Below are 20603 nucleotides of genomic sequence, written 5' to 3'. Positions count from 1 at the left end.
TTCGCCGGTGTTCGCGGCTGAAGCCGCTCCCACATAGGTCCCTGCTAAATCAATATGTCATGTGCAGGTCCGTAAGAGCTTGCGATGAGTTGCGGTGCGTTACGTCTGATTGACCTGCGCAATTGTCAGGTCCCGCAGCAGTTCCAGCTCCTCTTGTACCGCGGCGGCCTGCAAGGCACCTTGCAGGTCCAGCTCCTGGGCCAGGGGATAGTCCAGGCTAGCCAGCGCCAGTACACGCTCGCGCAAGTGCGCCTGGATCTCGGCAAAGCGTTCGGCGTATTCGCCGCGCAGCCGTGCCGTCCAGTCATCGTTGGCCATCAGGTAGTCGATCAGCGGCTGGCCCCGTTCGCTGCGCCGTACTGCTTCCAGCACTTCGGAAATCTCGTCAGGGGCCAGGTTGGCCGCACTGCGAAAACGCATGCTGTCGGCGATCGGCAGGTCCAGTTCCCGTGCCAGCTCCCGGCGGTAGGCCAGGCGCACCGAGACCAGGTCACCCTGCCTGGAACGCTGGCTGGCCAGGCGTTCGAGCTGTTCGATACGGAACAGCTGCAGCAGGCGCTGACGCATGGCCTGCAGCGTGTCGCCTGCCTCGATCAGCAGGCGTTGCCCCATCAGGTACAGCTCGATGTTGTTGAATTCCTGCAGTGCCCCGTCGTGGCAAGTCTGCGCGCCGCTTTCAGGGTCGGGCAGGGCCGCTTCGGCAATCGCCTCCATCACCGGGCGTTCGCGTTCGTTGCTCGCTGCCAGCACCAGCATCATCCGCACCCGCTCGCAAAAACTGCCACGGGTACCCGGTGCTACATACGGTGCCGCGTTGCGCAAGCGGCCCACCAGGCGCAGCAGGGGGCTACCGCCCAGGGTTTGCCAGCTGTCCTGCAGTGCTGTGTTCTGCGCTTCGCTGCCCAGCAGCCAGTCTTCCAGCCGGGGCATGTCGTCGCCCATCAGCGGGAAGTGCGGGTGGTCGAGTGAGCCTTCGCTGGAACTGTCCACCAGCATCAGGTTTTCCGGAATGTCCAGGGCGAAGGAGTAGCTGTGCTGGCTGTCCGAGAAGGTGCGCACGCGCAGGATGGTTTCCAGGGGCAGTGGGTTGTCGAACAGCGCAATGGAGGAAATCGGCATGGGGTTGTTCAGGTTCGAGAGAATGTGCTCGGGCAACTGAGCGATGTTGTTGTTGCTCAGGTCCAGCAACTCCAGCGGCAGCAGGCTGTCGCACCAGTTTGGCCAGCCCTGCAGGTTCATGTTGGCCAGGGTCAGCGATTGCAGGTTGTGGGCCAGCCGGGTGGGCACCTGGGCGATGGCTGCCGAGCGGTTACCGGATAGATCGAGCGATGTCAGGTGCTCCAGGCGCGCAAAGGCTTCCAGCATGGTCTGGTCAACCTCCAGCCCCATGTTGCGAAACTCCAGGTGCGTGAGGCGGGGCAGGCGTACCAAGGTAGATGCCAGTGCCCCCGTGGCTTCCTGATGGCTGTCGATCGTGAGGCGCGTGATGTTGGGGAACCGGCTCAGCAGTTCATCGAGCTGTGTCGCGGACCCCTGCAGCCGCGTCAGGCTCAGTGCCCGTACCCGCTCGCCGAAGAACGGCGGCAGGCGCCGCGGAAAGTTGGCGATGGCGACGTCTTCCAGTTGCAGGCGCAGGTAATGCTGCCCTTGCTCCTGCTGCTCCCAGAACTGCGTGACAGCTGCCTGTATGCGCTGCCTGTCTTCCAGGGCAGCCTGGGTCAGTGGGTTGCTGGAGCTGGAGGCCTGGGCCCAGCCGTCGATGGCGTCTCGCATCTGTTGCCGCTCTTCGCGCAGGCGTGCCAGGCGTTCGACCAGCGTCGCCGGTTGGTCGGTGCTGATGCCGGAGGCGTCCAAGCGCTCGTTCAGCAGCAGGCGCTGCAAGTGGGTTTCGTTGATGGCGTTGCCTTGCAGCGAAATCACCGGCGGGCTGGTCAGGGCCTCTGCCTCGTTGAGCAGAAACGCAGGCAGTGCCCTGAGGTTGTTGTCGCGCAGTGACAGGTGGGTGATGCGGGCCAGGGCGTCGCTGCCGATACCAATTGGCCACTGGGAAAGCTGCATCTGGTTCAGCCCAAGATAATCCAGGGTCAGCTCATGGAAGCTTGGGCTGTTGTTCTGCGCCAGGCGGTTGCCACTGAGGTCCAGGTAACGCAACTGGCCCAGGCCAGCCAGCAGGTTCACGTCACTTTCGGAAAACGCGATGTTCTGGTTGGTCAGTACCAGGCGCTGCAAGCCCGGCAGATGTTCGGCAATGGTGGGGATGCTGAACAGAAAAAACGAAGGCGTTGCCCTGGGATCATAAGGGCGGGTGATTTCCAGCGCCTCGATGTTCGGCATCTGGCGCAGCAGGCGTTGCAACAGGCGCTCGTTCTGCGCCCAGCCCGACAGGGCGCCGGATGGCAGGTCGACCAGGCTCAGGCTGCGCACCTGAGCGTTGAAGAAGTCAGGCAGGGTCAGCGGTATATCGGCCAGTGGAACCTGGGTTACCCGTAGGTTGATCGTGGGCGTGCTGCTGGCCTGCAACGCGGTGGCCTGCCAATGCTGCAGGATGGCCTCGCGCAGGTTGTCGTAACTGCGCGCAGCCTGGTCGGAGGCCGGTGTGATGGCTTCGCCCCAGTCGTCCAGGCGGCTGATCAGTTCGTGGCGTTGTTCGAGCAAGGTCTGCAAGTGGTCGAGCATCTGCCGCTGGGATAGCCCCCTGCTGGCCAGCGCTTGCAGGGCCTGTTCAGCCGACCTGTCATCCGCGGCAAGGCCTGCCGCCTGCGCTGCCGTGAGCAATGCCTGGCGCCCCACGCTCTGTGTGGCCGGGCCACCTCCACCAAGGCGGTAACCCAGCCTGCCGTCGGCCAGGCGCATCGGCGAGCGATACCCGGGCCGCACGGGCTGCATCCCCAGCACCGCTCGTAGAGCGGCGCGGGGCAGTGGGGGGCGCTCCTGCAGCAACCGTTGCAGTGCTTGCGGATGGGCCACCCCCATCTGCGCCATGGCCTGCGGCAATGCCTGGTGCAAGGCGGCGTACAGATTGGGGTGCAGTACGATTGCAGCACCCGGCTGGCTGTATTCGTGAACGATGTAGCCGGCCCGTGCATGGGTGATGGTGACGTACGCCCCATCGCCTTCACCGCCTACCGCATGTTCCGCCGCAGGCCAGGTGCTGCGCTGCAGCAGGCGTAGCCGTGTGCCGCCAGGCCAGCCTGGCAGCTGTGCCAGGGTTTCGAGGATCAGACGGTCGCTGTCCCAGGTGCGCACGCACGCCAGGTGAAGACCCTCATACGCGCGGGCCAGGCGTACCTGCTGCTGATAAACGCGGATTTCTTCTGCTACACGCAACGGGACTTTGCTGTGGGCCAGCATGTCGCGCTCGGCGCTGCTGAGCGCGGCGGCCACTTCTTCGCTCACCGCCTTCGGCAGCGCCGGATACGCTCGCTGGATGGCCTGGGCGTCGGCGCCTGTCGGGTTACCAAGGGCCGCGTAGGCTTCGCTGAAACGGGTGGCCCAGGTGGTGGCGTCGGCTTGTAGGCGTACTGCCTGGTCCAGTTTGAAGCGTTGCAGGGTGTCTTGCAGCAAGGCCGGCAGCGGCAGGCTTTCTGCCAGCGACCGGCGTAACGCGTCTTCGGAAACGCCGCTGACAGCAAGAATGCGGCGCAGGGTTGGTGCATCGAAGTGAGCGCTCAGATGCCCGGCGCGATGCAGCAAAGCGATACCCGACCAGTTGCGCGGCTGGTCTATGACGTGCAGCCATGCGCCAGCCCCATTGTGTCGCAGGGGCGGTCGATAGCGGCCGGGTGTGTGCGGATGCTCCACGTAATAGTCACCCGTGTCTGGCGTGCGGCCGACGGCATAGTGGTCGTTCTCCAGGGCCAGCCAGCTCCGGCCCTGGTAGTGACGCAGGCCAAGCGAGTCGGGCTCAAGCTCAGGCGGCAGCGGTTGCTGGCTGCGGTAGGGGGTGAGGTCCGGCTTCCACAGGCACAGCTGGCCGTCGGTTGTTTCGACTTCGTGCAGTTCCTCGATGAAGGACGGTGTGGCTACCGGAGCGGGTGGGGCACCAGGCGTGCCTCCCTGGCCCTTGATCACATTGGCGGCAACGGCAAAGGCGGCCATGGCGGCGACGTTCTCGACAACGTCCACCAGGTAACCGTAGGCAGTGTCGCGCTCGTCGTTGTGCCAGGCGTCGATTCCCTCGTACACCTCATGTGCCAGCTGGGCCACGCATACAGCAAGCATCAGCTCGCCCAGGCCCGGGATGACAAAGCCGGCGATGTTCAGTGCCCCCAGTACTCGCCCGGCAATCAACTGCCGGTGCGCCTGTGCCGAGCGGCGGTCGACGATTTGTGTGGGTATGGCGTGGTACAGCACGTCCATCTCATGGCGCTGGGCGCGCTGGAAGGCCATGGCGCCCTGGAACGTATGGCGCAGGGGGTGGGCAACCGGATACAACTCGGCATGGGGTGCCGGCACCCGCTCACGTATGCCGCGCTCGCTCCACTGCAGGGGTGTCAGCCGGTCCCGCAGGCGGCTGATGGTAGAAGCCTGGTCACGGTCGGGTATGTGCCGGTCGAGGTAGGTGATGTCGGCCAGCAGCCGGTCGCGCAGCGCCGAGTGCAACGCCTCGAGCGTCGGGAACTCCTTCAACGGCGTTGCCTCATCCTCGGGGATGTACAAGGCGACGGCCTGATGGCCGTCGGTGCGCAGTGTCACCAGCAGCACGCCGGTCAATTCGGTTTCCCACAGCTGCACAAGGCTGAAGTACACGCTGGCATTGGCCGAGGGCGGCTGGTCCAGGGGTGCTCCCAGCGCAGCGGTATACAGCGCCTGGCTGATATCGCCCTTGAGCCTGGCGAAATGCAGTGCCTGGCGAAACGCCGACACCTGCGCCTTGCCCAGGCAGCGGTAAACGGCCAGCGCCGCTTCATCGGAGCCTGGGTAGTAAATAGCATGCACCAGCTCGTGGTACTTGCCACCGAGGTCGAGCGTGCGGCATAGCCCGGCGAAGTCCTCGGCAGAGATCGCCAACGCGTTGGTGATGGGCACGCTGCCCATGTAGCGGCGGTGGTCGACGATGACCGATTTTTTCAGCATGCCCGCCGGTGCGTCCATCCCGCCAGGCTCGGCAGCGGCCCGGTCGAAGTTGTGCAGCGCACACTGCAGCAGCGAGCGGGTGGCGCGGTCGACGGCTAGGCGGCTGTCGCCAGCTGTGGCGCTGTCGGTCTGCCGCGCATCGATGAGGTAGGTGGTGCGTACGTCCAGCTCCAGCCCGAATCGCTGCTTGATGGCGTCGCTCAGCAGGTCACAGGCGAAGCGTTCCAGGTCGGGCAGTTGCGTGAACAGCTGTTGCACCTGCGCCTGATTGTCACGGTGGCGGGCGTGCTCTGCCTGCCACGCCCTTGCTACATCGGGTTGCTGGGCAAGCGCTGGCGTCAGCCAGGCGGGGGCGAGGTGCCAGTTGCGCATGGCCTGGTGGATGGCCGGCGGTGCGGCCTTGAGCCAGGCAGGCACCTGGCGTTCAAGGGTGGCAGCGTGAAAGGTGGGTTGTTCGGTGGCTGCTGTTGGCATGGGGGAGCCCTTCGGAGATGACAGGGCACTGTCGCTGGCCGGTTGCGCCGGTAGGAGGTAGATATCTGTGGCCTGGTAGTGGCTCAGGTAAGCGGGGACGGTGCCGAAACTGCAATTCAGGTTTATGATGGCCCACGGCCGAACCATCCTCACACGGAGTGCGCAATGCAGACCCTCTACCCGCAGATCAAACCCTACGCCCGGCACGATCTGGCCGTGGAAGCGCCGCACGTGTTGTACGTTGATGAAAGCGGCTCGCCGGAGGGGTTGCCGGTGGTGTTCATCCACGGCGGGCCAGGCGCCGGTTGCGACGCTCAGAGCCGTTGCTACTTCGACCCCAACCTGTACCGCATCATCACCTTCGACCAGCGCGGTTGTGGCCGCTCCACGCCACACGCCAGCCTGGAAAACAACACCACCTGGCACCTGGTCGAGGACATGGAGCGTATCCGCGAGCACCTGGGCATCGATAAATGGGTGCTGTTCGGCGGCTCCTGGGGCTCCACCCTGGCGCTGGCCTACGCCCAGACTCACCCCGAGCGTGTTCACGGCTTGATCCTGCGGGGCATCTTCCTGTGCCGGCCGCAGGAAATTCAGTGGTTCTACCAGGAGGGCGCCAGCCGCCTGTTCCCGGATTACTGGCAAGACTACGTGGCCCCGATCCCACCCGAAGAACGCGGCGACCTGGTGGCGGCGTTCCACAAGCGCCTGACCGGCAGCGACCAGATCGCCCAGATGCACGCGGCCAAGGCCTGGTCTACCTGGGAGGGCCGTACGGCCACCCTGCGCCCCAACCCGCTGGTGGTGGACCGCTTCTCGGAGCCGCAGCGGGCGCTGTCGATTGCCCGCATCGAATGCCATTACTTCATGAACAATGCGTTCCTCGAGCCCGACCAGCTGATTCGCGATGTGCCTAAAATCGCCCACCTGCCGGCAGTGATCGTGCATGGTCGCTACGACGTCATCTGCCCGCTGGACAACGCCTGGGCATTGCACCAGGCCTGGCCCAACAGTGAGCTCAAGGTCATCCGCGATGCTGGCCATGCCGCCTCCGAGCCCGGTATCACCGACGCCCTGGTGCGGGCTGCCGACCAGATGGCCCGGCGCTTGCTGGACCTGCCCCTGGAAGAAGCATGAAAGGCCTGCTGCAGCGGGTGCGCGGTGCGCGCGTGGAAGTGGCGGGGCAGGTGGTAGGTGCCATCGACCAGGGGCTGCTGGTGTTGGTGGCCGTCGAGCCTGAAGATTCCCGCGAACAGGCCGACAAGCTGTTGCACAAGCTGTTGAACTACCGTGTGTTCAGCGATGAGCAGGGCAAGATGAACCGCTCGCTCAAAGACGTGGGCGGTGGCTTGCTGCTGGTGTCGCAGTTCACCCTGGCAGCGGATACCCGTAATGGCATGCGCCCGAGCTTTTCCACTGCGGCGCCACCTGCGCTTGGCGCCGAGCTGTTCGACTACCTGGTGGAGCGGGCCAAGGCCAGCCACCCCGAGGTTGCGACGGGCCAATTTGGTGCAGATATGCAGGTGCACTTGGTGAATGATGGCCCTGTAACATTAATGTTACAAATTTGAGGTTAAAAAACCCCTGCCTATTGGGAAAACAAGGAGTTTTGTACGATAAATAGTTGTTGCAGCCTGATGCGTTGTCACGCGACCTGCTGGATAATCGCGCGCTGCATGGGCCTGCGTTCGCAGGTTCGTTTCACTCTGACTCGAGCAATGTCTGGATCCGTTTGGGGAATCATTACGCCCTTACGGGGTCCGAACAGTGCTCGCCAACCCGGCATTTGTCGCTGGCCGTTGGTTTCATGATCTGTTTTCGGCGAGGGTTGCTCGTGATTGTTAGTCCCCAAAAAGCATCAAGAATCCCTGGCGTCCGGCTACGCAAGGCACTGATGGCCAGCGTGGCGTTGGTCGGCCTGATGAGCGCGGGCCAGCTATGGGCATTCAATCTTGACGATGTTGCAGCCAAGGCAAAGGATCTGGCCGGCCAGAAGTACGAAGCCCCCAAAAGCAACCTGCCGGCCGTGTTCCGCGACATGAAGTTCGCGGACTACCAGAAGATTCATTTCTTGCAGGAAAAGGCCGAGTGGGCCAACGACAAGACGCCGTTCAAGCTGTCCTTCTACCACCAGGGCATGCACTTCGACACCCCGGTGAAGATCAACGAGGTCACCGCCACCAAAGTCGAGGAAATCAAGTACGACCCGAGCCGGTTCGAGTTCGGCGACGTCCCGCATGACGCCGACGCCACCAAGAACCTCGGTTACGCCGGTTTCCGCGTGCTGTACCCGATCAACAAGGCCGACAAGCAGGATGAAATCATGACCCTGCTTGGCGCCAGCTACTTCCGTGTGGTCGGCAAGGGCCATGTGTACGGCCTGTCGGCCCGTGGCCTGGCCATCGACACGGCGCTGCCGTCGGGCGAGGAATTCCCGCGCTTCACCGAGTTCTGGGTCGAGAAGCCCCAGCCGGCCGACAAGCACCTGGTCATCTATGCCCTGCTGGACTCGCCGCGTTCCACCGGTGCCTACAAGCTCACCCTGCGCCCTGGCAACGACACGGTGGTAGACGTGCAATCGCGTGTTTACCTGCGTGACCACGTCAGCCGCCTGGGCATCGCACCGCTGACCAGCATGTACCTGTTTGGCCCTAACCAGCCATCCAAGGTGCTGAACTATCGCCCGGCACTGCATGACTCCGAAGGCCTGTCGATTCACGCCGGCAACGGTGAATGGCTGTGGCGCCCGCTGAACAATCCCAAGCACTTGTCGGTCAGCAACTTCAGCGTGGAAAACCCGCGCGGTTTCGGCCTGATGCAGCGCCAGCGTGCCTTCAGCGACTTCGAAGACCTGGACGACAACTACCAGAAGCGCCCAAGCGCGTGGATCGAGCCCAAGGGTGACTGGGGCAAAGGCTCCGTCGACCTGGTGGAGATCCCGACCGCCGACGAAACCAACGACAACATCGTTGCGTTCTGGAGCCCGGAAAAACTGCCTGAGCCGGGCGAAGCCATGGACTATGCCTACCGCCTGCACTGGACCATCGACGAGCCCAAATTCCAGGCCCCTGAGTTGGGCTGGGTGAAGCAGACCCTGCGCTCCACCGGTGATGTGAAACAGTCCAACCTGATCCGTCAGCCGGATGGCAGCGTTGCCTTCCTGGTCGACTTTGCCGGCCCTGCGCTGGCTGCTCTGCCGGAAGACACCCCGGTGCGCAGCCAGATCAGCGTGGGCGACAACGCCGAAGTTGTGGAAAACAACCTGCGCTACAACCCTGAAACCAAGGGCTGGCGCCTGACGTTGCGGCTCAAGGTGAAGGATGCCAATAAAGCGACCGAGATGCGTGCCGCACTGGTGCGTGATGTGCCGGTAGAAGCTGCCGCACCTGCCCAGGAAACCAAGCAGGACAAGGCTGCTGCCAAGCATGCCAAGGCCGGCAAGGCGACCAAGGCCGAACAACCTGCCGCCGAGGCGGCGCCCACCACCGGGGCCCCGGCCACCACCGAGAAGGTGCTGACCGAGACCTGGAGCTACCAGTTGCCTGCCGATGAGTAACTCAAACGCAAGGCCGGTATCGCTTGGCGAGTACCTGGCCCACCTCCCCCTGAGTGACGAGCAGCGAGCAGAGCTTGCCAGCTGCACGTCATTCAGCGAGCTGCACCAACGCCTGGCTGCCACCCCGCACGCCAGCCCTGCCGAGGCCGTGCAGGCCTCGGTGGGCTCGCGCCTGACCGTGGGCAATGCGGCCGAGCTTGAAGACGCCGAGATGCTCAGTGTCGATGGCAGTGGCCGCCTGCGCCTGAAGATCGCCCCGCCGATCAACCGCACCAAGGTGGTGCCAGAGCCCTGGCGCACCAACGTGCTGGTACGCCTGTGGCGGCGCATGACCGGGCGCCCCAATGCGCCGCAGCCACCCAAGCGCGAGCTGCCGGCAGCGCGTTGGCGCACGGTGGGCTCCATCCGCCGTTACATCCTGCTCACCCTCATGATCGGCCAGACCCTTGTCGCCGGCTGGTACATGAAGAGCATCCTGCCGTACCAGGGCTGGTCGTTCGTCGACTTGGACGAAGTCACCCGCCAGCCCCTGTGGGACACCGTGGTGCAGGTGTGGCCGTATGCGTTGCAGACGTCCATCCTGATCCTGTTCGGCATCCTGTTCTGCTGGGTGTCCGCAGGTTTCTGGACGGCGCTCATGGGCTTCCTCGAGCTGCTGACCGGGCGCGACAAGTACAAGATTTCCGGCAGCAGTGCCGGTAACGAGCCGATCGCTGTCGACGCGCGTACTGCGCTGGTGATGCCGATTTGCAACGAAGACGTACCCCGGGTGTTCGCCGGCTTGCGCGCCACCTTCGAGTCGGTGGCGGCCAGCGGCAACCTCGACCGTTTCGACTTCTTCGTGCTCAGCGATACCAACGACACCGACATCGCCGTGGCCGAGCAACAGGCCTGGCTGGATGTGTGCCGTGAAACCAAAGGCTTCGGCCGTATCTTCTACCGCCGCCGTCGGCGCCGGGTGAAGCGCAAGAGCGGCAACCTCGACGACTTCTGCCGTCGGTGGGGCGCCGACTACAAGTACATGGTGGTGCTCGACGCCGACAGCGTGATGAGCGGCGAATGCCTGAGCAGCCTGGTGCGCCTGATGGAGGCCAACCCGGATGCCGGTATCATCCAGACCGGGCCCAAGGCCTCTGGCATGGACACCCTGTATGCGCGCATGCAGCAGTTCGCTACCCGTGTATACGGCCCGCTGTTCACCGCCGGCCTGCACTTCTGGCAGCTGGGTGAGTCGCACTACTGGGGGCATAACGCGATCATTCGCATGAAACCCTTCATCGAGCACTGCGCCCTGGCGCCGTTGCCCGGCAAGGGTGCGTTCGCCGGTGCGATCCTGTCCCACGACTTCGTCGAGGCAGCGCTGATGCGCCGTGCCGGTTGGGGGGTATGGATCGCCTACGACCTGCCAGGCAGTTATGAAGAGCTGCCGCCCAACCTGCTGGACGAGCTCAAGCGCGACCGCCGCTGGTGCCACGGCAACCTGATGAACTTCCGCCTGTTCCTGGTGAAGGGCATGCACCCGGTGCACCGTGCGGTGTTCCTCACCGGGGTGATGTCGTACCTGTCGGCACCGTTGTGGTTCCTGTTCCTGGTGCTGTCCACCGCGTTGCTGGCCACCAACACGCTGATGGAGCCGCAGTACTTCATCGAGCCCTACCAGCTGTACCCGTTGTGGCCACAGTGGCACCCGGAAAAAGCCGTTGCGCTGTTCTCCACCACCATCGTGTTGCTGTTCTTGCCCAAGCTGCTCAGCGTGATCCTGATCTGGGCCAAGGGCGCCACCGAGTTCGGGGGGCGCATCAAGGTCACCCTGTCGATGCTGATGGAGATGCTGTTCTCCATGCTGCTGGCACCGGTGCGCATGATCTTCCACACCCGGTTCGTGCTGGCCGCGTTCCTGGGCTGGGCGGCGACCTGGAACTCGCCGCAGCGCGATGACGACTCCACCCCGTGGAGCGAAGCGCTGCGCCGTCATGGCCCGCAAACCCTGCTGGGCTTTGCCTGGGCTGGGCTGGTGGCGTGGCTGAACCCGAGCTTCCTGTGGTGGCTGGCGCCAATCGTCGGTTCGCTGGTGCTGTCGATCCCTGTGTCGGTGATTTCCAGCCGCACGCGCCTGGGCCTGGCGGCCAAGGATGAGAAGCTGTTCCTCATCCCGGAAGAATACGCCACGCCGCAGGAGCTGCTGGCCACCGACCAGTACACCCACGAGAACCGCTGGCATGCTCTGCATGACGGCTTCGTGCGGGCAGTGGTCGACCCACGCCAGAATGCCCTGGCCTGCGCCATGGCCACCGCGCGCCACGGTCAGGCAGCGCCCATCGAAGCGTTGCGCGTTGAGCGGGTGGCCAAGGCGATGGAGGTTGGCCCGAAGGGGCTGGACCTCAACACCCGCTTGGCGTTGCTCAGCGACCCGGTGGCGTTGACCCGCCTGCACGAGCAGGTATGGGCCGAACACAATGCGGCCTGGATCGATGCATGGCGTGCGTCGATCAAGAACGACCCGCATTCGCCGCTGCTGCCGCTGCACCCGGAGAACGAAGGCCAACCGGCACTCGCCTGACAGGCCTCTTCGCGGGTAAACCCGCTCCCACAGGGTTATTCACACATCCTGTAGGCGCGGGTTTACCCGCGAAGCTTTTCAGGGCCCAGGCTGATTTTGGCCAACAAAGTCCCCGCCAGCTCTAGGTCCCCAGCCCACCATGCGTTAGCATCCCTCTCCGACAGTACGCAGCGGCCAGTACGGCCGTGCCAATAAAAAAGATTCGCTCCTTTTATTTCCAGGGGACTTGGTGATGTTCAAGAAATACCTTTCGCGACTGCTGGTGGGTGTTACCGCCCTGGTCGCCGTAACGGCCGTACAGGCAGGCGCCATCGACGAAGCGGTCAAGCGCGGTACCTTGCGGGTGGGCATGGACCCAACCTACATGCCGTTCCAGATGACCAACAAGCGCGGCGAGATCATCGGCTTCGAGGTGGACATCCTCAAGGCCATGGCCAAGTCGATGGGCGTGAAGTTCGAGGCGGTTTCCACGGCCTACGACGGCATCATCCCAGCCCTGCTGACCGACAAGTTCGACATGATCGGCAGCGGCATGACCCTGACCCAGGAGCGCAACCTGCGCCTGAACTTCAGCGAACCCTTCATCGTCGTGGGCCAGACCCTGCTGATTCGCAAGGAGCTGGCCGGCGAGATCAAATCCTACAAAGACCTGAACAACGAGAAGTATCGCCTCACCTCCAAGCTGGGCACCACTGGCGAAATGGTCGCCAAGAAGCTGATCGGCAAAGCCAAGTACCATGGCTATGACAACGAGCAGGAAGCGGTCATGGACGTGGTCAACGGCAAGGCAGATGCTTTCGTCTACGACGCACCGTACAACGTGGTGGCTGTGGAGAAGGCCGGTGCTGGCAAGCTGCTGTTCCTCGAAGAACCCTTCACCTACGAGCCGCTGGCCTTCGGCCTGAAGAAGGGCGACTACGACAGCATCAACTTCATCAACAACTTCCTGCACCAGATCAAGCATGACGGGACCTACGATCGTATCCACGACAAGTGGTTCAAGAACAAGGACTGGCTGAAGGACATGGAATAAGAGGCATCCCCAGGCCGCAAGCTGCAGGTTGCAGGCAGACGCCGACCGTTTCTGCCTGCAGCCTGTGGCTTGCGGCTTGCCGTTTTCTGGAGTAACCCCGTGATCAAACACAACAAAGCCCGGTGGCCCTGGCATGGCCTGACCGCGCTGGTGCTGGTGGGCCTGGCGTTCAGCCTGTACATGGCCACCTCGATGATTTCCTACGAGTGGCGCTGGAACCGCGTGCCGCAGTACTTCGCCTACCAGGCCGAAGACGTACAGCGCGCGGCCGGTTATGGCACCGTGCAGGATATCGTCGTGGCCGGCGACAACGCCCGCGTTACCCTCAAGGATGAAAACGGCGACCAGCAGGTGCTGGACGTGGCCAGGGACAGCCTGCAATTGAGCCGGGGCGACGATGTCGCCGAAGGCGACCAGATTGGTGTCACCCGCCATTGGGCTGCCGGCCCGCTGGCCTGGGGCTTGTGGACCACCTTGTGGATTTCGGTGGTGTCCGGGGCGCTAGGCCTGGTAATCGGCCTGTTCGCCGGGTTGTGCCGGTTGTCCACTAACCCCACCCTGCATGACCTTTCGACTGTCTACGTAGAACTGGTACGCGGCACGCCGCTGCTGGTGCAGATCTTCATCTTCTACTTCTTCATCGGCACGGTGCTCAACCTGTCCCGCGAGTTCGCCGGTGTCGCCGCGCTGGCGCTGTTCACCGGCGCCTACGTGGCAGAAATTGTCCGCGCGGGTGTGCAGTCGATCGCCAAGGGCCAGAACGAAGCAGCCCGCTCGCTGGGCCTGAACGGCGCGCAGTCGATGCGCCACGTCATCCTGCCGCAGGCGTTCAAGCGTGTACTGCCCCCGTTGGCCGGGCAGTTCATCAGCTTGGTCAAGGACACCTCGCTGGTATCGGTGATTGCCATCACCGAGCTGACCAAGAGTGGTCGCGAAGCCATTACTACGTCGTTCTCCACCTTCGAGATCTGGTTCTGCGTGGCAGGCCTGTACCTGCTGATCAACCTGCCGCTGTCGCATATCGCCAGCCGGCTTGAGCGGAGGCTTGCGCAAAGTGATTGAAGTTCGTGACCTGCTGAAGGTATTCGACACCCGTGGCCACGTGGTGCGGGCTGTGGATAACGTTTCCACGCAAGTGGCCAAGGGCGAGGTAGTGGTGGTGCTGGGCCCGTCGGGGTCTGGCAAGTCGACCTTCCTGCGCTGCCTCAATGGCCTGGAGCATTTCGACCAGGGCCATGTAGCCATCGATGGGCTGCCGTTGGCTGACCCGAAAACCGATATCAACGCCTACCGCCGTGAAGTCGGCATGGTGTTTCAGCACTTCAACCTGTTCCCGCACATGACCGTGCTGGAAAACCTCTGCCTGGCACAGAAGGTGGTGCGAAAGCGCAGCAAGGCCGAACGCGAAGCCAAGGCCCGTGCGCTGCTGCAAAAGGTGGGTATTGCGGAGAAGGCCAACGAGTATCCCTCCCGGCTGTCGGGTGGGCAGCAGCAGCGGGTGGCCATTGCCAGGGCCCTGGCCATGGACCCCAAGGTGATGCTGTTCGACGAGCCGACCTCGGCGCTGGACCCGGAAATGGTCGGCGAGGTGCTGGATGTGATGAAAACCCTGGCCCTGGAAGGCATGACCATGGTTTGCGTCACCCACGAAATGGGCTTTGCCCGCGAAGTGGCGGACCGGGTGCTGTTCTTCGACCATGGCAAGCTGCTGGAAGACTCGCCGCCGGCAGCGTTCTTTGCGGCCCCGAAAGACCCGCGCGCCCAGGCGTTTCTGCGCCAGGTACTGTGAGGCCGGTGGGGGCGTGTTTATCCGCGAACGCAGAGGCAGAGCATTCGCGGGTAAACCCGCTCCCACAAGAATTGCGACGACCTCGAGTTTTTGTGTAAGACAGTTGCTCCCATACCTGGGCTGCCTCACCCCCTCAGATGTTGAAACGCCCCACCATCCCGCGTAGTTGCTGGCCGAGCTGTTCCAGCTCGCCGCTGGATTCGGCCGTCTGCTCGCTGGCGACGCTGGTCTGATCGGACGCATCCCGCACATTCAGCACGCTCCGGTTGATCTGCTCGGCCACCACGCTCTGCTGCTCGCTGGCCGTGGCGATCTGCTGGTTCATGCCCTGGATGCTCGACACCGTATCGGTGATCTGGCTTAACGCATGCCCGGCCCTGCGGCTCAGTTCCACGCTCTGTTCGGTGAGGTTCTTGCTGTTGTCGAGCAACCGGGTCACTTCATCGGTGCCGTTGTGCAGGCTGTCTATCAGTTGGCCGATCTCTTCGGTCGCGGTGGACGTACGCTGGGCCAGGCCGCGTACTTCATCGGCCACCACGGCGAAGCCGCGCCCGGCTTCACCGGCCCTTGCCGCTTCGATGGCGGCATTGAGGGCCAGCAGGTTGGTCTGTTCGGACACCGACTTGATCACGTCCAGAATGCTGCCGATACGCTGGCTTTCGCCGGCCAGGTGCTGCATGGCTGCCAGGCAATGGTCCATCTGCCCGGCCAGCTGTTCGATACGGCCGATGGCTTCAGCCACCACCTGGTCGCCCTCCTGGGCCTGCTGGTCAGCGTTGGTCGCGGCCATCGAGGCCTGTTCAGCGTTCTGCGCTACCTCTTGTACCGTGGCGCTCATCTGGTTCATGGCGGTGGCCACCTGGTCGGTTTCTTCGCGTTGCTGGCTGATCCGCAGCTTGGTGTCCTCGCTGCTGGCGGCCAGTTGCGTAGCAGCCTGGGACAGTTGCCCCACACCCTTGTCGATGCCGCCAATCAGCTCGCGCAGGCTCAGGGTCATTTCGCGCATGCTGGTCTGCAACTGGCCCATCTCGTCACGCCGCTGCACGGTTTCCACCTGGCTCAGGTCGCCTTTGGCGATGCGCGCCGCCACCACCAGGGTCTGGCGCAGCGGCTGGGTGATCTGCAGGGTAATCAGCCACCCGGCAATCACACCCACTACCAGCGCCAGCAGGGCGACGCTGGTAAGCAGTGAACGCGCAGCCAGCGCCTCACGGTCGCGCTGCTCCACCTTGCGTTTGCCCAGCTCCAGGCTGACCGCGCGCATTTCGTCGCCTTTTTTCTCCATGCTGTTCTGCAGTTGCTCGGCGCGTACAGCTGCACGCCTGTATTGCTCAACGGCGGCCCGATACCTGGCCAGCTCGCTGCCTGGCAGCTCCGTCACGGTGCGGGGCAGGCCCAGTGGGGCCACGGCCTTGATCAACTGGCCAAGGCTGGTGTCGGCGGCGTCCAGCGCCTTGTCGCCCACCTTGGCGAAATCCTCCATGGGCGAGAAGGTGTAGGCGGGCATCAGGCTCTGCTGGTTGGCGCTTTCCACATGGCGGCTGAGGGTGTCCATCATGCCGAGTATGCCGCCTTGCTGGCCGTCCGCTGGCATCTTCAGCAGGGCCTGGGTTTCCAGCTCGTCGATGGCAGCATTGAGCCGTTCCTGTTGCGCCTGCATGGCTTCACGCAGTGTGCTGCGGCTGGCCGTTGTGCGTTGCAGCTCGGCAAAATCGCCGCGCAGTTGCTGCAGCAGGGCGAGTTTGTCCGTGAGGATCTGCCGCGATTCTTCCACGCTGCTGCGTTGTTGCAGGGTGGTCAGCATGGTGTCCAGCTGCTCCAGAATGCTGGCGATGCGTGCCTTGCTGGTGTCGTCGTTCAGCACACGGTAAGTGATGCGTTCAGCGCGCAGGTCCTTGGTCAGGTCGTTGATGCGGCCTATTTCGCTGAGCTGCTGTGAGCGGACAATCGCGCCATCGAGGGCGCGCCATCCGCTGATGGTGGTGATCAGCGTCAGCAGCAGGACCACGGCAAAGCCGAGGGCCAGCTTGGCTGCGACGCTGATATTGCCGAGCTTGCGGTTCAGGTAGCCGAGCATGGTGAGTCTCCGTTCGGTTGGAAAGGGGATGCAAGCGCTTTGCGCGCATCACACCCTTGCCAATCGGCGGAGCAGGTGTAGGACTTGACCTGATAATCAGGTAGGAAACGTCACCCTGTGCTGTACGAAGAATTACCTATGCTCGTTGCCGGATCATAGCCTGAACCGGCCTACCAAACCCTGCAGGTGCGTGCCCAACCGCGCCAGCTCCACGCTGGAGCTGGCCGTCTGCTCACTGGCCGACGAGGTCTGGTCGGAGATATCCCGCACATTGATCACGCTGCGGTTGATTTCCTCGGCAACGGCGGTCTGTTCCTCCGCGGCTGTGGCAATCTGTTGGTTCATGGCCTGGATCGACGACACGGTGCGGGTGATGGTATCCAGCGAAGTGCCGGCGCGGCGGGTCAACTCCACACTGCTGTCAGTCAACTGGCGGCTGTTGTCCATCACGCTGGCCACACGCTGAGTGCCGCTTTGCAGGCCGGCGATCAACTCTTCGATCTCTTCGGTCGACTGCTGGGTGCGTTGCGCCAGGCTGCGTACCTCGTCGGCCACCACGGCGAACCCGCGCCCGGCTTCACCAGCCCGGGCAGCTTCGATGGCCGCATTGAGTGCCAACAGGTTGGTCTGCTGGGCCACCGACTTGATCACATCCAGCACGCTGCCGATCTTGTCGCTCTCGCCCTTGAGCTGGCTCATGGCCTCGCTGGAGTTGACCACTTCACGGGCCAGGCGCTCGATCTGCGCCACCGCCTCGTTCACCACCCGGTCCCCTTCACGGGCCTGCTGGTCGGCCATCAGCGCGGCCTCCGAGGCCTGTTCGGCATTGCGCGCCACCTCGTGAACGGTGGCGGTCATCTGGTTCATGGCGGTGGCGACCTGGTCGGTCTCGACCTTCTGGTTGCTGACGCCGGCACTGGTCTGCTCGGTCACTGCAGACAGCTCCTCTGCCGCACTGGCGATCTGGGTAACCCCGTCGCCAATGCCGCCAATCAGCTCGCGCAGGCCGCGGGTCATGCGCTGAACGCTGGCTTGCAACTGGCCCAGTTCGTCACCGCGAGGGCGCTGCTCGTCCAGGGTGAGATCACCGCTGGCTACGCGTTCGGTACTGCGCAGCACCTCGCGCAGGGGCACGATGATCTGCCGGGTGATAGCCCAGGCGGCCAGCAAACCCAGGGCCAGCGCCAGCACGGTGGCCACGGCCAGCAGCACTTTGGCCTGGGCGGCGGCTGCGTCACGCACGGCTGTCTGCGAGGTGGTCATGGCCTGGCTGGTCTGCATCAGCACGGCGCCTTGTTCGACCATGCCCTGCAACGCCTGGGCACTGGCCGCCTGGGCCTGGCCGAACTGCAGCACCGCATCGCGGTAGCCGCCCATGGCGGTCGCAGCGTCGTCCAGGCCTGCGGCGTATTCGGCCGGCAGCCTGGCCGGCAGTGCGCGCAGCTCTGTCACCGCCTGGTCGATGGCCTTGAGCGCGGTTTGCTGGTACTCGGCATTACCGCTGTAGGTGTAACCGCGCACCTGGAAGCGCGCCTGCTGCAGCAGGCTGCTGACCGTGACCACCTGGTTGTATGGGGTAATGTCACCGGCTTCGAGCAACCGCTGTTGCACGCGGCCGATCAGCTCCACCGCCTTGTCGGCACTGTCGCCCAGTACCTGGCGGCTGGCTTCGCGGCGCTGGCCGGCCTGTTTCAACGCGATGAAGGCCTGCTGATAACCGGCAACCGCATCGCGCTGCTGCTCGAGGCGCTGGTGGTCGGCAGGCTGCTCGATCTGCCCCAGCATCAACTGCACCTGCCGGTCGAGGTTGGCCAAGGCCTTGTCCAGCTCGCCTATGGAGGCCTCGTCGCGCTGGCGCTCGTATTGCTGCCGGGCGATGCGCAGTTCTTGTGTGTATTGCTGGATCAGCGAGATGTTGCCCAGCTTGTCGCCGCGGCCAATGATGCTGTCCATGCCGTGCCAGCCAGTCAGGGTAGTGCTCAGCGTCAACAGCAGGACCAGGCCGAAACCCAGCCCCAGTTTGCGGATGACGCTCACGTTTCCCAGTAGCTGGGTTAACCATCGATTCATAGGTAACTCCCTGGCGGCTTGGCAGCACGATTCATTGTTGTTGCCAAGGCCATCGGCCCGGGAGAGGGAAACTTGATGGTGGAAAATGCTGACTAACTTGTCAGAAAATTCGCGACAAGAGCGCGGTGACCGCCGTTTCCACCCGCAGTATGCGATCACCCAGTTGCACCGGCACCAGGCCGGCGTTGGCAAGCAGGTCGACCTCGTAGGGTATCCAGCCGCCCTCCGGGCCGATGGCCAGGGTCACTGCTTGTTCCACTGCCCGTGGGCAGGCGGGGTAGGGGCCGGGGTGGCCGACGAGCCCGAGGGTGCCGGCTGCGATGGCGGGCAGGCGATCTTCAACGAACGGCTTGAAGCGCTTTTCGATGATGACCTCGGGTAGCACGGTGTCACGTGCCTGTTCCAGCCCCAGTATCAGGTTCTCGCGAATGGCGTCAGGATGCAGGAACGGCGTTTGCCAGAAGCTCTTCTCGACCTTGTAGCTGTTCACCAGAATGAGCCTGGGCACGCCCAGGGTGGCAACTGTCTGGAACAGCCTGCGCAGCATTTTCGGGCGCGGCACGGCCAGCACCAGGGTCAGCGGCAGTTTGGCCGGCGGCGGCTGGTCGAAGCTGACCTCAAGCTCAGCCTGGTGCGGCGCCAGCCGCACCACCGTGGCCTTGCCCATCATGCCGTTGATGCGGCCCACGCGCAGCGAATCACCCTCCACCACGCGGTGGATGTGCTGCATGTGGGTAAAGCGCCGGTCGGCGAGTACCACACGGTCGGCCGACACGAAGTCGGCCTCCTCAAGCAGCAACAGGTTCACGGTTGGGTCGCAGGCGGCTGGTCTTGGTGGTCGCCTGCGTCTGGCTCACCTGCGCTTCGCTTGCGAATCAGGCTGCCGCACAGCACGCCGATTTCGAACAACAGCCACATGGGCACTGCCAGCAGCGTTTGGGAGAAGATGTCGGGCGGTGTCAGCACCATGCCCACCACGAAGCAGCCGATGATGACGTAGGGGCGGATCTTTTTCAGGTACTTCACATCCACTACGCCAATCCACACCAGCAGCACCACGGCCACGGGGATTTCGAAGGCCACGCCGAAGGCGAAGAACAGCGTCATCACGAAGTCCAGGTAGCTGGCGATGTCGGTCATCATCGACACGCCTTCTGGGGTTGCACTGGCAAAGAAGCCGAATATCAGCGGAAACACCAGGAAATACGCAAAGGCCATGCCGGCATAGAACAGCAGGATGCTGGAAACCAGCAGCGGGATGGCGATGCGCTTTTCGTGACGGTACAGGCCCGGCGCGATAAAGCCCCAGATCTGCTGCAGGATGAACGGGATCGCCAGGAACAGCGACACGATCATGGTCAGCTTGAACGGGGTCAGGAACGGCGAAGCCACGTCGGTGGCGATCATTGTGGCGTTGGCCGGCAGGTGGTCACGCAGCGGCGCCGACACCAGGGTGTAGATCTGCTGGGCGAAGGAGAACAACCCGGCAAAAATCAGGAAAATGACCGCCACGCAACGCAGCAGGCGGGTGCGCAGTTCGGTAAGGTGCGAAACCAGCGGCATGGGCTGATCGTGTTCCGGGTTCTCGCTCATGGTACTCGCGGCGGTTGTGGCGGTTCGGAGGGTGTGGCCGGGGCGGCCGGCGGCTCGCTGGGCTTGGGTTCCAGGCCCGCAGGTGGCTGCACGGTGGCGGTGGTGACCGTGGGCTGCGTGGGTGTGGCGTTCGGGTTGAGGATGCGCTTGGCTTCCTCTTCCATCTGCAGAATGTGCTCGTTATGCAGCTGGCGACGGATGTCGTCGGCGCCGATTTCGCGCTCAACTTCCATCTTGATGCTGTTGAAGCTGCGCTTTAGGCGGCCTATCCACAGGCCGGCCGTGCGCGCCGCCCCCGGCAGGCGCTCGGGGCCGAGCACCAGCAGCGCGACCAGGCCGACGAGCAGCAGCTCGCTGAAACTGATGCCGAACATA

13 protein-coding genes and 1 pseudogene are annotated in these 20603 nt (G+C 63.8%); 7 read left to right on the top strand and 7 right to left on the bottom strand.

Translation table 11 applies throughout. The features are described from left to right. Window positions 1–99 precede the first annotated feature (99 nt). Window positions 100–5550, bottom strand: coding sequence for a dermonecrotic toxin domain-containing protein (locus tag APH25_RS00870; RefSeq protein WP_256217463.1), 5451 nt, complete (start codon window positions 5548–5550; stop codon window positions 100–102). A 165-nt stretch (window positions 5551–5715) separates the two neighbouring features. Between APH25_RS00870 and pip the strand changes: the two genes are divergently transcribed. The 7 genes from pip to APH25_RS00835 all read left to right on the top strand — a co-directional run bounded on the left by pip (window position 5716) and on the right by APH25_RS00835 (window position 14488). Continuing rightward, complete coding sequence (gene pip, locus APH25_RS00865; RefSeq protein WP_060480761.1) at window positions 5716–6687, top strand: prolyl aminopeptidase; 972 nt, start codon at window positions 5716–5718, stop codon at window positions 6685–6687. Further along, window positions 6684–7121: a D-aminoacyl-tRNA deacylase gene (dtd, locus tag APH25_RS00860; protein WP_028631957.1), complete on the top strand. Its 438-nt coding sequence runs from the start codon at window positions 6684–6686 to the stop codon at window positions 7119–7121. The genes pip and dtd overlap by 4 nt, the downstream gene beginning before the upstream one ends. 263 nt (window positions 7122–7384) lie before the next feature. Then, the gene (locus APH25_RS00855) at window positions 7385–9106 is read left to right on the top strand and encodes a glucan biosynthesis protein G (protein ID WP_211230851.1); all 1722 of its coding nucleotides are present in this window, start codon (window positions 7385–7387) and stop codon (window positions 9104–9106) included. Beyond that, the gene (gene mdoH / locus APH25_RS00850; RefSeq protein WP_060480760.1) at window positions 9099–11666 is read left to right on the top strand and encodes a glucans biosynthesis glucosyltransferase MdoH; all 2568 of its coding nucleotides are present in this window, start codon (window positions 9099–9101) and stop codon (window positions 11664–11666) included. The genes APH25_RS00855 and mdoH overlap by 8 nt, the downstream gene beginning before the upstream one ends. A gap of 232 nt (window positions 11667–11898) precedes the next feature. Beyond that, window positions 11899–12699, top strand: a complete 801-nt coding sequence (locus APH25_RS00845) for a transporter substrate-binding domain-containing protein (protein ID WP_028631954.1) — start codon at window positions 11899–11901, stop codon at window positions 12697–12699. A 99-nt stretch (window positions 12700–12798) separates the two neighbouring features. After that, complete coding sequence (locus APH25_RS00840) at window positions 12799–13761, top strand: amino acid ABC transporter permease (protein ID WP_060480759.1); 963 nt, start codon at window positions 12799–12801, stop codon at window positions 13759–13761. Beyond that, entirely contained in the window at window positions 13754–14488 is a 735-nt protein-coding gene (locus APH25_RS00835; RefSeq protein WP_028631952.1) for an amino acid ABC transporter ATP-binding protein, read from the top strand. Before APH25_RS00840 ends, APH25_RS00835 begins: the two co-directional genes overlap by 8 nt. A gap of 133 nt (window positions 14489–14621) precedes the next feature. Here the strand turns inward: APH25_RS00835 and APH25_RS00830 are convergent, their stop codons facing one another. The 6 genes and pseudogenes from APH25_RS00830 to tatB all read right to left on the bottom strand — a co-directional run bounded on the left by APH25_RS00830 (window position 14622) and on the right by tatB (window position 20602). Continuing rightward, window positions 14622–16565, bottom strand: coding sequence for a methyl-accepting chemotaxis protein (locus tag APH25_RS00830; protein ID WP_028631951.1), 1944 nt, complete (start codon window positions 16563–16565; stop codon window positions 14622–14624). 153 nt (window positions 16566–16718) lie between these two features. Then, a complete protein-coding gene (locus APH25_RS26155; protein ID WP_371262488.1) occupies window positions 16719–17432 on the bottom strand; it encodes a methyl-accepting chemotaxis protein in 714 nt (237 codons plus the stop codon). Between the two features lie 141 nt (window positions 17433–17573). Continuing rightward, window positions 17574–18518 (bottom strand): annotated as a pseudogene (locus APH25_RS26150) (methyl-accepting chemotaxis protein); the annotation flags it as partial. A 217-nt stretch (window positions 18519–18735) separates the two neighbouring features. Then, window positions 18736–19443 (bottom strand): 16S rRNA (uracil(1498)-N(3))-methyltransferase, encoded by a 708-nt coding sequence (locus APH25_RS00820; protein WP_060480757.1) that lies wholly within the window; start codon window positions 19441–19443, stop codon window positions 18736–18738. After that, window positions 19440–20228 carry a twin-arginine translocase subunit TatC gene (tatC, locus tag APH25_RS00815; protein WP_060480756.1) on the bottom strand — a complete coding sequence of 263 codons (789 nt, stop codon included), beginning with the start codon at window positions 20226–20228 and terminating at the stop codon, window positions 19440–19442. The genes APH25_RS00820 and tatC overlap by 4 nt, the downstream gene beginning before the upstream one ends. Beyond that, complete coding sequence (gene tatB, locus APH25_RS00810) at window positions 20225–20602, bottom strand: Sec-independent protein translocase protein TatB (protein ID WP_028631947.1); 378 nt, start codon at window positions 20600–20602, stop codon at window positions 20225–20227. The genes tatC and tatB overlap by 4 nt, the downstream gene beginning before the upstream one ends. Window position 20603 lies beyond the last annotated feature (1 nt).

This window comes from Pseudomonas sp. NBRC 111119 (assembly GCF_001320125.1).
GTDB classification, from domain to species: Bacteria; Pseudomonadota; Gammaproteobacteria; order Pseudomonadales; family Pseudomonadaceae; genus Aquipseudomonas; species Aquipseudomonas parafulva.
Note: the sequence above shows the minus strand (reverse complement) of the source record. Positions and strands in the feature narration are given on the sequence as shown.